Origin of the sequence: Staphylococcus auricularis, from assembly GCF_051172115.1 — a bacterium.
Taxonomy (GTDB): Bacteria; Bacillota; Bacilli; order Staphylococcales; family Staphylococcaceae; genus Staphylococcus; species Staphylococcus auricularis_A.
In genome coordinates this window covers 21,321-37,972 of the sequence record NZ_JBPIZN010000006.1, presented here as the reverse complement: position 1 = coordinate 37,972, position 16,652 = coordinate 21,321, and the positions used below count along the sequence as shown (strand labels likewise).

Sequence of the window (16,652 nt, the reverse complement as noted above, 5' to 3'; positions counted from 1 at the left end):
ATAAAAAATATATACGTAAATTCATTTTAAAATAGAATAAAAAAAGTGGCTGGAAACATAACCACGATGTTTCAGCCACTTAACTTTAACTTACATTGGTATGGGATTGTGTCTGATTATTCTTCAGAATAACCTGCAATTGATTTCACTTCTAAGAATTCATCAATACCATAGTCGCCCCATTCACGACCTAAACCAGATTGTTTATAACCACCGAATGGAAGGTCTGGTGTACGACCTGATTCGTTGATTTCAACCGTACCTGCTTCAATAGAACGTGCAACACGTTGTAGTGTTTCTTGATCTCTACCAAATACATAACCAGCTAAGCCGTATTTAGTATCGTTGGCAATTTCAATTGCTTCGTCTAAGTCATTGTAAGTGATGATAGACATTACTGGACCGAAGATTTCTTCTTGAGCAATTGTCATTTTGTTATCAACATTGTTGAAGATTGTTGGACGTGCGAAGTAACCTTTGTCTAAGCCTTCAGGTTTACCAGGACCACCGAAGAATAATTCTGCACCTTCTTCAACACCTTTGTCGATGTAGCTTTGAACTTGATCAAATTGTTTTTTGTTGATAATTGGACCAACGTCTGTTTCTTCAGAACGAGGATCGCCCACTTTAACGTTGTTGAATTGTTCTTTAACTGCAGTTAAGAACTCTTCTTTTTTGCTTTCTGGTACAAGTGTACGTGTACCTGCTGTACAAACTTGACCTGTATTGTTAACAACTTTGCTTGTTGCACCTTTAGCTGCTTCAGTGATATCAGCATCATCAAGGATGATATATGGTGATTTACCACCTAATTCAAGAGAAACTTTTGTGATATCTTCTGCAGCTTTTTGCATGATTTTAGAACCAACTGCGCCTGAACCTGTGAATGATACCATGCGAATATCTGGATGTTCAGCGATTGGGTTACCAACGTTTTCACCGTCACCATTAACGAGGTTGAATACACCTTTAGGTACGCCTACTTTATCGAAAATTTCTGCTAAAATAATAGCGGCATAAGGTGTTTCTTCAGATGGTTTAAGTACCACTGAACAACCTGCTGCGAATGCTGCTGCTAATTTTAATGCTGTTTGGTTTGTTGGGAAGTTCCATGGAGTGATTAAACCTGCAACTCCGATTGCTTCTTTCATAACTAAGTTGTTTCCACGTTTTTCTTCAAATTGGAAATCATCTAAAGCATCTCTAGCAGCAGTGAAATGATCTAAGCCCATTTGATAGTGTGTGTTTTCAGATACTGATAAAGGAGAACCTAATTCTTCTGTGATGGCATCGATAATGTCATCTTTTCTATTTTGATATTCTTTAACGATACGATCTAATAAGTCTTGGCGTTCTTTTACTGGTGTGTTGCGAAAATCTAAATATACGTCTTTTGCGGCTTTAACTGCTTGGTCAACGTCTTCTTTATTACCATTTGCAATTGTGCCGATAACTTCTTCAGTTGCTGGATTGATAACTTCAAGTGTTTCGTTACTATTACTATCTACCCATTCACCATTAATATACTGTTTAGTGTAGTTTTTCATTATCTCAACACTCCTTAATTCTTAATCATATATATTATATTGACATGCTTTCGCTTTTCTAAACATAAAAAAAGAACGATTAAATCTTAATAAGCAACCTAGAACCTTCACTCAACACCCATGGTTTCAGCAAAATTTTCTACGGTTGAAACGATTTAATCGCTCATGATTATTATTAATATAGGCGCGTTAGACCATTGAGACACCCTACACGATGCTCGCTGAATTACTGCGCATTTTCGTCATCTTGTGCATTTTCTTGTTCTAAATTAATAAACGTGTGTGCCCAATTTTCCAATGGTTTTAACGCTTCTGCCAGTGCGACACCTTTGTCTGTTAACTGATATCTAATTTGTACTGGCTGTTTAGATGTTATTTGTTTTTCAACTAATCCCCATCCACCTAACTCACTCAGTTTCATACTTAAAGAGCGTGGTGTAATTTTTTTTAAATCTCGTTTGATTTCTGAAAAATGTGCCGTCTGCTCTGGACACTGAGACAAGTAGTTGATGATAAGACCATTCCAGCTTTTACCGACAATTTTAAAAGTTTCTTCTAGATATGGGCAAACTTCCATCAATATCACCTCTCCCAATTGGTTCATTCCCAATATCATTGTATATTTTCACTTATTATCACTTTTATTATACAATGATACCACAAATCTTAAACTTCTTCAGTCCATACATCTGCACCTAGAGATTTCAATGTCTTCACAATATCTGTATAACCTCTGTAGATGTGTTTAACGTTGTAGATGGTTGTGACATCTTGGGTTAATAAACCAGCAACGATTAAGCAAGCACCTGCACGTAAGTCACTCGCATAAACTTCAGCACCAGATAACGTTGAAGGTTTGATTGTAGCAGTACCATCGTCTGTCGTAATAGATGCGCCCATACGTTCTAATTCATCAACGTGTTTGAAACGTTTTGGATAAATCGTATCTGTCACGGTAGAGATACCGTCACACATCGTAAGTAACGGTGTGATCGGCTGTTGTAAATCTGTCGCAAAGCCAGGATAAACCGCTGTTTTAACGTCTACACTTTGATACGTATCACCTTTACTAATCACTGCATGATCTTCTTGGACGTCTACATTGACACCTAATTCTTGTAATTTCACTGTGAGAGGTTCCATATGTTTAGGGATAATATTATTGATTCGCACCTCTTCACCACAAGCTGCGGCCATACACATGTAGGTACCTGCTTCGATACGGTCAGGAATCACCGTATGAGTTGTACCGTGTAAATGATCCGTACCTTCGATTTTAATTGAAGTTGTACCTGCACCTTTAATATTGGCACCTAAACTCATTAAGAAGTTTGCAACGTCAACAACTTCTGGTTCTTTTGCAGCATTTTCAATGACTGTACGTCCCTCAGCTCGAACTGCCGCTAACATGATATTAATTGTGGCACCCACACTAACTACGTCTAAATAAACTTCAGCACCTGCTAAGTGTTCTGCTTCTAACTTCATAGATGTGCTACTTGATTCATCAACTTCTGCACCTAATGCTTTAAACCCTTTAATATGTTGGTCAATCGGTCTTGGTCCAAGTGGGCATCCTCCTGGTAAACCAATCACGCATTTATTGAAACGGCTAAGCATAGCCCCCATCATGTAATATGACGCACGTAAAGATTGTACTTTATGATTTGGAAGGGGTGCATTTTTTATTTCAGTAGGATCTACATGTAAAGTTGTGCCATCAATCTCAGTTTTAATATTTAAATCCTCTAATAAACTGACTAACGTATCTATATCTGAAATTTGAGGTAAGCCTTCAATTGTCACAGGCTCTTCCGCTAAAATAGTAGCAGGAATAATCGCTACTGCACTGTTTTTAGCACCGTGAATATCTACTGTCCCTTTAAGTGTTTGACCACCTCTAATTTTAATCACTTCTTGAGCCATAGCTTAATCTCCTTTATATTTGTCCTACTTATTTTTTACATCATGAGCATTATAAATGAAAAGAATACGGTTTGCAAAACGAGAAAACAACGACAGGCTTCATTTTGTTTCGGCCAACGATTTATGATGACCCTAACACATAAATCGTGCAACAACAGTCACTCATGCAAGGTAAATGGTTTCGTATGTAGCACAAAGTTGTACTTTAGCATAAATTATTATAGCACAATTTAAGCTATACACTGAATGATAGAGTTGCACAAAAAGAAACGAGATCTCACGCGTGTTCCTTTTGCTTTGCATGAGTACCACGTATAGTCATCGTAAGGTGTCTACGCACTGTGGCTAGCCGAAAAAGGGTTGCGTCTAGATCTCGTTAATTAAAATAATGAGATTTTGTTGTTATGAATAAGATGAGGTTTAGGCTCTGTTTGTAGTGCCAAATTCTCTGATTTTGCCTTTGACCGTTTCTTTGATTGCTTCACGTGCAGGCCCTAAATATTTACGTGGATCGTAAACATCTTTATCGTTATTGAGGACATCACGTACTGCTTTAGCAGATGCAATTTGATTTTCTGTGTTCACATTAATTTTAGCTGTACCAAACGGAATTGCTTTTTGGATATCCTTCGTTGGAATACCTGTTCCGCCGTGAAGTACGAGTGGCAAACCAGTAGAAGCACCGATTTCTTCCATTTCTTTAAAACCTAGTTTAGGTTCACCTTTATAAGGTCCGTGTACGGAGCCTAAAGCAGGTGCAAGTGTATCGATATCTGTACGTTCAACAAGTTCTTGACATTCTTTTGGATCTGCATAGATGATGCCATCTGCCACCACATCATCTTCTTGTCCACCTACTGTACCGAGTTCAGCTTCTACTGAAACACCGTGTTGATGTGCGTATTCCACTACTTTTGAAGTGATTGCAACATTATCTTCAAATGATTCATGAGAAGCATCAATCATGACAGATGTGAAACCTGCATCAATCGCTTCTTTACATTTGTCGAAACTAGAACCATGGTCTAAGTGAATCGCCACAGGCACAGTAATGTTTAAATCATGGATTAATCCTTCCACCATTTTTACTACTGTATAAAATCCGCTCATATAACGTGCTGCGCCTTCAGACACACCAAGAATCACCGGTGCATTTTCTTCTTGAGAAGCTTCTAAGATCGCTTGTGTAAATTCCAAATTGTTTAAATTGTATTGTCCAACCGCATAACCATTTTCTTTCGCGTCAATTAACATTTCCTTCATTGAAACTAAAGGCATTGTTGTTCCTCCTATTCGTGCATCACGCACATCTTTTTCAAATTCAAACTGATTATACCAGAATTCCACCTCATGTACAGAAATACTTTTAAATGAAAACGCTTTTATTTTGTACTTTTAATTATTGGCTATTTGGAACAGTATTTTCGGCTATAAAAGGACCGTGCAATTGTGATTTTAATTAAAAAAGGCTAAGCCTCACACATTTTTGTGTGTCGAGACTTAGCCCTATCATGCTCATTTTATGATTTACGTTGTTGACAGTTTAAACTTGCTTCGATAAATGATTTAAAGATTGGATGTGGACGGTTAGGTCTTGATAAGAATTCAGGGTGGAATTGACAAGCGATGAAGAAGTCATTTTTTGGCAATTCAACCATTTCAATCAAACGACCATCTGGACTAGTAGCTGAGAATACTAATCCTGCATCTTCTAATTGTTCACGGTAATCGTTGTTAAATTCGTAACGGTGACGGTGTCTTTCTGCAATATCTTGTTCTGAATAAATCTCACTCGCCATTGTTCCCTCTTTAATATGTGCTGGGTATAGACCGAGTCTCAATGTACCACCTAAATCTTCAATGTCTTTTTGTTCAGGTAGTAAATCAATAATTGGATATGGTGTTTCTGGATCTAATTCTGCAGAATGTGCACCTTCTAAACCTAACACATTACGTGCGTATTCTACGGTTGCAAGTTGCATGCCTAAGCAAATACCAAAGTACGGTACATTGTTTTCACGTGCATATTGGATCGCCGCAATTTTACCTTCGCTCGCACGGAAACCAAAGCCACCTGGCACTAAAATACCATCCGCTTCTGATAAATATTCAGCCGCATTATCAGGTGTAAGTAAGCTAGAGTCAATCCAGTTTACTTCGATATCTTTTTTGAATGGATAACCAGCATGACGTAATGATTCTACGACAGATAAATAAGCATCTTGCAAGCTGACATATTTACCTACAAGCGCGATGTTAACGCTACCTTCTAAGTGATTCACGGTATCCAATAAGTATTGCCATTCATCTAGTTGTGTGTCATACTTCGCTTCTAATTGAAGGCGATTAATGACGATATCGTCCATGTTTTGATCGCTAAGTTGTAGCGGAATTTCATAAAGTGAAGAAGCATCGCGACATTCAATGACACTTTCTTTTTCGATGTCACAGAACAACGCAATTTTATCTTTCAAGTCTTGTGTCATTTCATATTCAGATCTTACGACGATGAGGTCTGGTTGAATACCAAGGCCACGTAATTCTTTCACACTGTGTTGTGTCGGTTTTGTTTTCATCTCACCAGCAGCTTTAATATAAGGTAATAATGTACAGTGAACATACATGACATTTTCTCTACCTAAGTCGCTACGAATTTGACGAATCGCTTCAATGAATGGGAGTGATTCGATATCACCTGTTGTCCCACCAATTTCTGTAATGACAACGTCAGCATTCGTACTTTCACCAGCTAGTAATAAGCGTTCTTTAATTTCATTGGTAATATGTGGAATGACTTGAACCGTACCACCTAGGTAATCACCACGGCGTTCTTTTTTCAATACATGGGAGTAAACTTTTCCTGCTGTAACGTTTGAATATTTGTTTAGGTTAATGTCGATAAAACGTTCATAATGGCCTAAATCTAAATCCGTTTCTGCACCATCATCAGTGACAAACACTTCCCCATGTTGATACGGACTCATCGTACCCGGATCGACATTGAGGTATGGGTCAAACTTTTGAATGGTTACGTTTAATCCTCTATCTTTTAACAATCTACCTAAAGAAGCTGCGGTGATTCCTTTACCTAATGAAGAAACTACCCCACCAGTTACAAATATAAATTTTGTCATTTCTAGTCCTCCTACTTCCAAACGTTAATCTCCACGACTTATTCATCGCATTGAATCGTAATTTTTAGTTTTTAATGCGTTTATTTTTCACATCATGATTATTAATAAAAAAATCGCTCCCTCTCACGTATTGTAAGGGGGAGCGTATGGTTTATACACGTTGTCCTATTTAAAGGAGCCCAAACTAAATTCTATCATTTTGCGTCAAAAAGTCAATTAAAAATTATGATGATTCTTCATTGAAATCTTCATCGTCTGATGATTCTTCTTGATCAGCAATAGCTGCTTCATCTTCTTCTAATTCATCATCTTCGTCTTCATCGATCACGATATCAGAATCGTTAATTTCTTCTTCAGTTTGGCTGTCATCATTAGGTGTTTCTGCTGCATCTAATGTTTCTTGATCATCTGTACTTGCTGGGATGTCATCGTCATCGTCGTGATCATCGTCACCTAATAATTTTAAGTTTTTATCTTCTTCATCTTCATCGTCTAAGATATCAAATTTTTGAATTGTTGGAGCGATTTTTTCTTCAATGTCAGCGACAGAGTACCAGTCACGTAAGCCCCATTCATTTTCTCCAACATTTAAGAATCGACCATCTGTGTTTAAGTCTGTGTAAAATTGTACGATACGGTCTTCAATTTGTTTATCTGTATATTCGCCTAAAGCTTTAAGCTCATCTATCATGTCATACAAGTTCATTGTAGTACCTTTTTCTTCTAACATTGTATGAGCCATATCAATGAAGGATTTCTCATCAACCATTTCTTTTGTATAATCTTGAATTTTCATACTACATATACTTCCTTTCACAGGCATTTATCAAAAATTCATTGTCGTCGTAACTCTATTTATGGTAACAAATTTAAATTATAAATGACAACACGTGATTTCGCAACGCATATTAGTAGTTTATGTATTTTTCAAAAACGGTAAAGTATGCGTTACTTGCGACGTCTACGAAGTTACTTGCATGGCAGAGCGGTTTGAATTCATTTTCTTCACCGTAAAGCGTGATGCGAATCTGTTTCACCGTTTCAAAATGTTTACGTACATAAGTAGCTAATTGTCTTAAGGCACTTTCAGCAATGCCATTACCACGTTCGGTTTCTACTACTTCTATCGCGTGAATGACGAGGGTTTGTTCTTGCTGCTCAAGCGTTAAAAATCCTACTTGTTCATCATCTTTATTTAAATCTACAATCGTAATCTCTGACATGGACGCGTCGTCATTCGGTTTTAATCTAAGCGAAGACACATATTTAGAATCTAAATCTAAATAATATAAACGTTCTTTTCCAATTGGTCCTTCTTCTTTCGTAGCTGCATGCATGAAACCGGCACGTTCATACACGTTCCATGCACTTTTATTTTCAGCATCTACGACAAGATATAGGTGGTTAAAATCAGGGAATAAAGTTTGCACATATTGAGGTAAATACATCATCATTTTCGTACCATACCCTTTCCCTTGGTGTGCTTCGTTGATAGATAAAGAGCGCACATAGACGACATGATTCGGCGTATCATAGCCTTCGTGTTGATAATATTGATGTAAAACAAAGAAACCTACAACTTCGTCTTCATCATTTAATACGATATTTGCCGTGCGATCTTCATCATTAAGCGCATCGTCCAATACCTCTTTAGGTAAAGAAGAATAGACTTGTTGTCTTTCACTTAATACAAAATCATACAACGCATCTCTATAGCGTTCCTCATAAACTTGTACTGTTATATCTTCATATTGTTCTTTTACAAACATCTTTATATCCCCCATTTTATTGATTGGTTTATCATTTTAAAATTTTCATCAGTGTAATATAATGAATAAATTTCATCGTGTGGTCATACTTCAAATTTGTTTTATCGTATAACCGCTCTTTCGATAGGATGAAACACAACTTAATTATTTATTCCCCTTCTTCACCGTAATAATCCTTAATCATGCGTGAATGAGCTTAATTCAATGATTTGAAACGATAAATGTTGCGAAAAATATACATTAGTAAAGTAAAGCGTCATCATTTTTTCACAATTGTACCTATTCATCGTGGCATCACTACATATGACTGTGTTTTTATGATTGTGTGCAATTAGAATGAAGTACAATCAGGTAGTAAAGCGCTTACGAAAATCTTTACATGATGATGCTTCTTTCGTTAATATAATATTGATTTAACTTAATATCATTGCAACCTATTGCATGGTTTAAAATTACTTAGGAGTGGTCTAGTCATGAAAGTAGGCATTGACGCAGGTGGGACATTAATTAAAATCGTCAAAGTCCAAGATAATGAACGGAGTTATGAAACAACTTTAACAACAAATATCGATGAAGTGATTCAATGGTTGAATAGTGAAACGTTTGAATCTATCAACTTAACAGGAGGTAATGCAGGCGTCATTAAAGATCAACTCAAACAAGACGCAAACACATTTGTAGAATTTGATGCTGCGGCTAAAGGATTACATATTTTATTAGAAGAACAAGGTTACCACCTAGATGATTATATTTTCTCAAATGTCGGTACAGGCACTTCTATCCATTATTATGATGGTAAAGCACAACAACGTGTCGGTGGTATCGGTACAGGTGGCGGTATGATACAAGGTTTAGGCTTCTTACTCACTGGTATCAAAGACTACAAAACACTGACTGATACAGCACAACAAGGTGATCGAGAATTAATAGACTTGAAAGTAAAACACATTTATAAAGATTCTGAACCGCCTATTTCAGGTGACTTAACTGCCGCAAACTTCGCCCATGTCATGCAACATATGGATGAAGATTTTTCAGATGCAGATAAGCTTGCGTCTGTCGTAGGTGTCGTGGGTGAAGTCGTCACAACCATGTCCATTACTGTTGCTCGCGAATATCAAACTGAAAATGTCGTTTATATCGGCTCATCATTCCACAATGACTCATTATTACGTAAAGTCGTAGAAGATTATACAATATTACGTGGCTGCAAACCGTATTACATTGACCATGGTGCTTTTTCTGGTGCCCTCGGTACGATTTATCTCAACGCTTAAATCAAAAAAAGAGTAGGATGAAACCTGTGATAATCACTAGGTTTTTATCCTACTCTTTCATTTATGACGGATTAATACATTTCATCTGCTAATGTTTGGGCAGATACGACTGTCCCAACTACCCCAGCTTTTAGGTCTACGCCAACCGCATTATCATCATCGCGGAGTTCATCTAACCATTCAGCAAAGACTTCTCCTTCAATTTCGATAACTTCACATTCTTCAAAGTCATGGTCACGCACTTTCGCTGCTCTGTTACGTATACTCCAAACAGGCATGATGTGCGGTTTTTCATCTGGTTTATCACCAATCATGATGAAGTGGTTTTCATCTTTACGTGTTAAACCGTATACTGAATCTTCTTTCGCAACATCTTTGGCGAATTCTTTCACGCGGATGTTATCTAATTCAGTCATTAACTCTTCAGTGACTTCTACAATATCAATTTGTGTCCCTTCTTCGTCAGCTGAAGGATTAATTAACACATGATCCCCTTTATCAAAGACCTCATCTACTTCATACGTCGCAAAACGATCGATATCCATTTCATGAATCTTGTCATAAGGCACTTGTGCATCTTTTAAATAACTTTCTGCTAAATCACGATCAGACCATGCGCAAATGTAGTCTGAATCTTTAGCGCGAATCATTTTTTTGTCTTTTGTAGCGATGTAAAAGATTTCTGTTACCAGTATATCACGAAAAAATGACTGTTCTTTATACGACATAATTTAACCCTCGTTTCATAAATTTGTATGCAATTAACAATATATATGACTCCTATATGGTAGTCAAACAACATCGTTTGACACGAGGATTCAAATGACACTAGATGGTACATTTAAAGTATTGAGAAACTTCAAACGCTTTCGCATGAAAGGATGATCTTAAAAAAGCCACCGTGCTGTGAATCTTACGACTCCAGTTCAGCTAAAAATTGTGATTCGAGTCGCTCCACTTCCTCTTTACTTTCAGCGTGCCAGATACAGCCGAAGCGGGATGGTACTGCTTCAGAGGTATACCACTCGCCATCATAGTAAGAAAGTGGGAATAACACATGTTGTTTCACATATTTTAAAATCGTTTCAAAGAAGTGTGTGTTATCACATGGCGAAATATAACTATAGAATTTGTGATACCCTTTATTGAGTTCTGGTTCGAGTAATAACATACTTGTCGAACCATTTTGTCTAAAGTTGAGATCTATCGCATAAACTTCTTTCTGATCATCGAGTAACAAATCAAAGCCTGCTACACCAAAGAACCCTTTTTCGACACCCAATTCCATGATTTCACGCCCCGCATCAATTACTTTTTGTGGTACGTCTTTGACATTCTGATTGCCTTTATAAAAACCATAACGATCGGTAAGTTGTTCTGCAGTTCCTAAGTATTGTAGCCCTAACTCATCACTATAGGCATATTGCACACAGTAATTTGCTACAGCTTCTACTTTTTGTTCAATAATGATGTGTTGCGTCGCTTCTTCAGCTTGATGAATGCGTCGTGACGCTTTTTCCAAGTCCGCTTCGTCATAACAAATCATCACACCATAGCCTCCTGCAGTAGGAAGATCATCTCCTGGTTTTAATACAAATGGAAAATCCCACTCTTTAATCACGCCATCAAAGTCTGCAAGCGTAACAATTTGTCGCCGAGGTAGATAACGGCCTCCTGTCCATTCTTCGATGCGTGCTTTATTATTTAGTGCAATAAACGTTTCTTTATTCAATGCATAGTGTTCCGCATCTAATACCTCATCCCCATGAACATATTGAAAATAAATCTTTTTATCCTCATTCAAAGCTAGACGCTGGATTAAGGATTCATAACTCTCTTGATCGTGAAAACGATAAATCGAATCAGGTATTGAGAAGCCAATTGCGTCAAATAATTGTGATAATTTATCTGTGACACTCGCTTCATGTACGATGACTGGCATCTGATTAGCAATTAACAATTCACGTCCCGTCAAAAAATTAGATTGATGTTCGGCTGGTTCAAGCCACGGATTAGAAGTATAAGATGGTCTCGATGTATAAACGACATTGCTATCGTATAAGTCACTTAACGTTAGTTTAGGATGTAATCCCCGAAGTTCTGTCATACTAATTCCCCTTTATTTGTTGATGCTCGGTCTGAATTTCAGCGAGTAATGCTGGATTACTGATTAATTCCAGACCCATCAGCGCGAGTATTTTAGCGCCATTAATTAAAGCTTCGTCCCCTTGTACACTTGCAGCTGCTTCTCTAAAACGATGGGTATGACCCACGAGATTACGTGAACCAATCTTGATGTGCGGATGAATCGTTGGTACCACATGACTGACGTTCCCAGTATCAGTCGAACCATAACCAAAGTCTTCATCCACCACTCGTTCTCCCATCTCAATTGCATATTTGCGAAATAGATCATCTAATTTGGGTGTAATGATAAATTCATTGACGCCGTTTTGTATCGGCGCAAATTCAAAATCACATCCTGTTTGAAGTGCAGCGCCTTTAGCAATCTGTCTTACACGGTCTGTGAGCACATCGAGTTCTTCGCGTGACGTTGCACGAGTATAGAATCGTGCGTGCGTGAAATCCGGTATAATATTTGCGGCACTGCCACCATTGATAATGATGCCGTGTACGCGTTGGTTCTCTTTGATATGTTGTCTCAGTTGTGCGACACCGTTAAAGTAAGAAATCATCGCGTCTAAAGCGTTGCGTGCTTCTGGCGCATTTTCAGAAGCGTGGGCACTTTTCCCGTAAAATTTAATATCCAAGACATCTACGGCAAGTGTCGGCCCAGTCACGTACGTTTCATTCCCTGGATGTACCATGAGCGCCACATCCAAATCATCGAAAATATCCGCTTTGACATATGAGGCTTTCGCACTGCCATTCTCTCCACCTTCTTCAGCTGGACAACCATACACAATCACTTGTCCACCCAAATCATCAATGACTTTAGATAACGCAATCCCTGCTAAAATACTCGTCGTACCGATAATATTATGGCCACAAGCATGGCCTAATCCCGGTAACGCATCGTATTCCGCTAAAAAGCCGATATTCGGCCCCTCTTTTCCAGAGTCATAACGGGCAATAAAACCAGTACCATGACTCGCTATATCCGTCTCTACCTCAAAGCCATGATTACTCAATTGTTCACTAAGTGTCCTTGAAGCAAAAATTTCTTCGTTTCCTAATTCTGGACGTTGGTGAATGCGATGGCTCATCAAAATGTAGTCAGATCGATGATTATCTATAAAATCTAAGATAAATTGCTTAATCTCCATATATTATTTCTCCTTTACCAACGTACACAATGTTGTTAAATAATTATTAAATATGTCGCTTTAAAGTTGGTTCCTTGTGAATTTTTAATTATTACCTATTTTATCGGATATCATCGTTTTTGCAACAATTTTCTATTATTTAGGTTAAAATGTATGTACTACACGGGGTTAGTGAAATTGTAAAAGTGTATAGCAATTGATACAATGACGGTAGGATTTAACTTAGGAGGGTTAGACATGACAAAAATGAACGTTGAAAGCTTTAACTTAGACCACACTAAAGTTGTAGCACCATTTATTCGCTTAGCAGGCACAGTAGAAGGGTTAAATGGCGATACAATTCACAAATATGATATTCGCTTTAAACAACCGAACAAAGCACACATGGATATGCCAGGACTTCATTCACTTGAACACTTAATGGCTGAAAACATTAGAAACCATACTGACAAAGTTGTCGATTTAAGTCCAATGGGTTGTCAAACAGGATTCTACGTTTCTTTCATTAATCACGATGACTATGATGATGTGTTAAACATCGTGGAACAAACACTGAACGATGTGTTAGATGCTACAGAAGTTCCTGCATGCAATGAAGTACAATGTGGCTGGGCAGCAAGTCACTCATTAGAAGGTGCGAAAGCCATTGCACAAGACTTTTTAGATCACCGTGATAAATGGCATGACATTTACGGTACAGGAGAATAATAACGTCCAAACATCATAAAAGCCTTATCCTATATACGACGCTATCGTGACATCATCGGATGTCCTAGCTTGTCATTAGGATAAGGCTTTTTTTATATCTATAATGCTTTAATGATTTTCATTAATACAAATTGTAGTGGCAGACGCCCGTATAAGATCCATTTCGGTAGATGTAAGTCACCTAATGGCACTTGCTTTCTCGCCATGTAAATATTAGCTGGGAATACAACTAATAAGAAAGCATTCATCGCACCTTTCATGGCTTGCCCGGGTCTTCTTATAAATAAACTCAAACCAAATATAATTTCGAATACCCCAGTCACTAAGACAGCCGTTTTGCGCAGTGGCAAGTAATGCGGTACGATCTTTCTAAAACCTGACTCATTCGTAAAGTGTAAAACGCCAGCACCAGTAAAAATCGTTGCTATCAACATACGTAATAGTTTCATGATTCACGTTCACCCATTTCAGCGAGATAGCTTGAACCAAATTCCGGTAGAGTAACGCCAAAATTATCCGCGATCGTCGCACCGATAGAACTAAACGTGGTATCTTGAGATAATGCATGATATTGCTTGATTTTCGGACTAAACATGAGTACCGGAATGTATTCACGTGTATGGTCAGTGCCATCTGCAATCGGGTCATTACCATGGTCTGCTGTAATGATAACCAAGTCATCTTCTTGCAGTGCGTCTATAAGCTCTGGTAAGCGTTTATCAAAGTCTTTCAACGCTTGAGCATATCCAGGTTTGTCACGACGATGACCATATTTCGCATCAAAGTCAACGAGATTTAAGAAACTTAAACCGCTGAAGTCACGTTTTACGGTTTGTATTAATTGATCCATACCATCCATGTTATCTTTCGTACGGATCGCTTCAGTCACACCTTCACCATCATAAATATCGTTGATTTTACCTAATGCAATGACATCATAGCCTGCATCTTTCAACTCATTCATCACTGTACGACCAAATGGTTTAAGCGCATAGTCATGGCGATTAGAGGTACGTGTAAAGTTACCTGGTTCACCGACATAAGGACGTGCAATAATACGTCCAATGAGGTATTTAGGATCTTTCGTTAACTCTCTTACTTTTTCGCAAATATCGTAAAGCTCTTCTAACGGAATGACATCTTCGTGAGCTGCGATTTGTAAAACGGGGTCAGCTGAAGTATATACAATCAAATCTCCCGTTTTCATTTGATGTTCGCCCCACTCCTCTATAATTTGCGTACCAGAGGCAGGACGGTTAGCCACGACTTTACGGCCTGTCATCGCTTCGATTTCTTGTACAAGTTCATCGGGGAACCCATTAGGATAAACCTTGAATGGTTGCATAATATTTAAGCCCATGATTTCCCAATGACCTGTCATCGTATCTTTACCAACAGAAGCTTCACTTAATTTAGTATAAAACGCTTGTGGTGCATCTACGGATGAAACCACTGGCAATGTTTCTATGTTCCCTAGTCCTAAACGCTCTAAGTTAGGTAATGTTTCTGAAAAACCTTCTAGCGTATGTTTTAATGTATGACTTCCTTCGTCACCAAACGCTTCTGCGTCAGGGCCTTCGCCAATACCTACTGAGTCCATTACAATTAAATGTACGCGTTTAAATGGTGTTGTCATGTCAAACTCTCCCTACTCTGTAATCATTTTATATATCAATGTGGGTGCGTCTCCACTGTCAGATATTGTAATATTATCTAGCAGTTTTTGTTTAACCTCTTCTATCTCTGTTTGGTTACTATAGATGGTCAACAACGATTCACCTTCGTTCACATTGTCTCCAACTTTTTTATTTAATACAAGTCCAACGCTTAAGTCAATCTCGTCTTCTTTCGTCTGTCTTCCAGCACCTAACATCATAGAAGCAATCCCTAATTCATTCGCCACAATTTCAGTGACGACCCCTGTGCGTGGTGCCGCAAGTTCGTATTGATATTGTGCTTGTGGCAAACGAGATACATCATCGACAATAGACGGATCACCGCCTTGATTTGAAATGAACGTCTTGAATTTTTCTAAGGCACGACCATCTTTGATTGCTTCCTCTAACATGTTACGTGCTTCATCGATGGTTGACGCTTGTTGCCCTAAAACGACCATCTGTGCACCCAGTGTTAAAACGAGATCAGTTAAATCGTCAGGTCCTTCACCACGTAACGTTGCTATCGCTTCTTTAACTTCTAAAGCGTTACCGATGGCATTACCTAATGGTTGACTCATATCTGAAATAATCGCCATCGTTTGTCGACCTACTTGATTACCGATACGCACCATCGCTTGTGCAAGTGCTTCTGCATCTTCGACCGTTTTCATGAAAGCACCATTACCCGTTTTTACATCCAAGACAATCGCGTCAGCACCGGCAGCAATTTTCTTACTCATGATTGATGAAGCAATAAGCGGAATAGAATTCACCGTGCCAGTAACATCACGTAGGGCATATAATTTTTTATCTGCGGGTGTGAGGTTGCCTGTTTGACCGATGACTGCAATACGATCATCATTCACAAGTTGCGTAAATTGATCTTCAGAAATTTCGACATGGAATCCTTCGATCGATTCTAATTTATCAATCGTGCCACCCGTATGGCCTAATCCACGACCACTCATTTTCGCAACAGGTACCCCCACAGCAGCTACAAGTGGTGCGAGTACAAGGGTGGTCGTATCCCCTACGCCACCTGTCGAGTGTTTATCTACCTTGACGCCTTGAATGTGAGATAAATCTATATAATCACCTGAGTTAACCATTGCCATCGTTAAGGTTGCACGTTCTTCGTCATCCATGTCTTGGAAAAAGATCGCCATCGCTAAACTAGAAGCTTGGTAATCCGGAATGTCTCCCTGTGTGTATCCTTCAATGAAAAATTCTATTTCCTCTTTGGTTAATGCTTTACCGTCTCGTTTTTTCTCAATGATATCAACCATTCTCATCATTGTTGCCTCCTTCAAACGTCCCATCTTAGACGTGATCACGTCTTATGAAGA

The 16,652-nt window shown here is 38.4% G+C and carries 15 protein-coding genes; 2 read left to right on the top strand and 13 right to left on the bottom strand.

The window, feature by feature from the left end; genetic code table 11:
- Positions 1-116 precede the first annotated feature (116 nt).
- The 7 genes from ACSBRB_RS09465 to ACSBRB_RS09435 form a co-directional block, all read right to left on the bottom strand.
- Positions 117-1,547 carry an aldehyde dehydrogenase family protein gene (locus tag ACSBRB_RS09465; protein WP_435032591.1) on the bottom strand — a complete coding sequence of 477 codons (1,431 nt, stop codon included), beginning with the start codon at positions 1,545-1,547 and terminating at the stop codon, positions 117-119.
- 226 nt (positions 1,548-1,773) lie between these two features.
- Positions 1,774-2,124: a winged helix-turn-helix transcriptional regulator gene (locus ACSBRB_RS09460; protein ID WP_435032590.1), complete on the bottom strand. Its 351-nt coding sequence runs from the start codon at positions 2,122-2,124 to the stop codon at positions 1,774-1,776.
- An 89-nt stretch (positions 2,125-2,213) separates the two neighbouring features.
- Entirely contained in the window at positions 2,214-3,473 is a 1,260-nt protein-coding gene (murA, locus tag ACSBRB_RS09455) for a UDP-N-acetylglucosamine 1-carboxyvinyltransferase (protein ID WP_435032589.1), read from the bottom strand.
- Positions 3,474-3,893: 420 nt separating this feature from the next.
- Positions 3,894-4,751, bottom strand: a complete 858-nt coding sequence (fdaB, locus tag ACSBRB_RS09450; protein WP_435032588.1) for a class IIb fructose-bisphosphate aldolase FdaB — start codon at positions 4,749-4,751, stop codon at positions 3,894-3,896.
- A gap of 242 nt (positions 4,752-4,993) precedes the next feature.
- Positions 4,994-6,607, bottom strand: a complete 1,614-nt coding sequence (pyrG, locus tag ACSBRB_RS09445) for a CTP synthase (protein ID WP_435032587.1) — start codon at positions 6,605-6,607, stop codon at positions 4,994-4,996.
- Between the two features lie 223 nt (positions 6,608-6,830).
- The gene (gene rpoE / locus ACSBRB_RS09440; protein WP_435032586.1) at positions 6,831-7,403 is read right to left on the bottom strand and encodes a DNA-directed RNA polymerase subunit delta; all 573 of its coding nucleotides are present in this window, start codon (positions 7,401-7,403) and stop codon (positions 6,831-6,833) included.
- 112 nt (positions 7,404-7,515) lie between these two features.
- Positions 7,516-8,376, bottom strand: coding sequence for a GNAT family N-acetyltransferase (locus ACSBRB_RS09435; protein WP_435032585.1), 861 nt, complete (start codon positions 8,374-8,376; stop codon positions 7,516-7,518).
- A gap of 473 nt (positions 8,377-8,849) precedes the next feature.
- Here ACSBRB_RS09435 and coaW point away from each other — a divergent pair, with 473 nt between their 5' ends.
- The gene (gene coaW / locus ACSBRB_RS09430; protein WP_435032584.1) at positions 8,850-9,653 is read left to right on the top strand and encodes a type II pantothenate kinase; all 804 of its coding nucleotides are present in this window, start codon (positions 8,850-8,852) and stop codon (positions 9,651-9,653) included.
- Between the two features lie 71 nt (positions 9,654-9,724).
- Here coaW and ACSBRB_RS09425 read toward each other — a convergent pair whose 3' ends face one another.
- The 3 genes from ACSBRB_RS09425 to ACSBRB_RS09415 form a co-directional block, all read right to left on the bottom strand.
- Positions 9,725-10,381 carry a DUF2750 domain-containing protein gene (locus tag ACSBRB_RS09425; RefSeq protein ID WP_059107911.1) on the bottom strand — a complete coding sequence of 219 codons (657 nt, stop codon included), beginning with the start codon at positions 10,379-10,381 and terminating at the stop codon, positions 9,725-9,727.
- A gap of 185 nt (positions 10,382-10,566) precedes the next feature.
- Positions 10,567-11,760 carry an L-aspartate--L-methionine ligase LdmS gene (ldmS, locus tag ACSBRB_RS09420; protein ID WP_435032583.1) on the bottom strand — a complete coding sequence of 398 codons (1,194 nt, stop codon included), beginning with the start codon at positions 11,758-11,760 and terminating at the stop codon, positions 10,567-10,569.
- A gap of 1 nt (position 11,761) precedes the next feature.
- A complete protein-coding gene (locus tag ACSBRB_RS09415; protein ID WP_435032582.1) occupies positions 11,762-12,940 on the bottom strand; it encodes a M20 family metallopeptidase in 1,179 nt (392 codons plus the stop codon).
- Between the two features lie 237 nt (positions 12,941-13,177).
- On the opposite strand from ACSBRB_RS09415, the gene ACSBRB_RS09410 reads away from it, so the two are divergent.
- Positions 13,178-13,648 carry an S-ribosylhomocysteine lyase gene (locus tag ACSBRB_RS09410; protein ID WP_435032581.1) on the top strand — a complete coding sequence of 157 codons (471 nt, stop codon included), beginning with the start codon at positions 13,178-13,180 and terminating at the stop codon, positions 13,646-13,648.
- A 98-nt stretch (positions 13,649-13,746) separates the two neighbouring features.
- Here ACSBRB_RS09410 and ACSBRB_RS09405 read toward each other — a convergent pair whose 3' ends face one another.
- Genes ACSBRB_RS09405 through ACSBRB_RS09395 form a run of 3 tightly spaced genes read right to left on the bottom strand, consistent with a single transcriptional unit; the run spans position 13,747 to position 16,598 of the window.
- Complete coding sequence (locus tag ACSBRB_RS09405; RefSeq protein ID WP_435032580.1) at positions 13,747-14,097, bottom strand: DoxX family protein; 351 nt, start codon at positions 14,095-14,097, stop codon at positions 13,747-13,749.
- Positions 14,094-15,284, bottom strand: a complete 1,191-nt coding sequence (deoB, locus tag ACSBRB_RS09400; RefSeq protein WP_435032579.1) for a phosphopentomutase — start codon at positions 15,282-15,284, stop codon at positions 14,094-14,096. Before deoB ends, ACSBRB_RS09405 begins: the two co-directional genes overlap by 4 nt.
- A gap of 12 nt (positions 15,285-15,296) precedes the next feature.
- A complete protein-coding gene (locus tag ACSBRB_RS09395) occupies positions 15,297-16,598 on the bottom strand; it encodes a pyrimidine-nucleoside phosphorylase (RefSeq protein ID WP_435032636.1) in 1,302 nt (433 codons plus the stop codon).
- Positions 16,599-16,652: the final 54 nt, after the last annotated feature.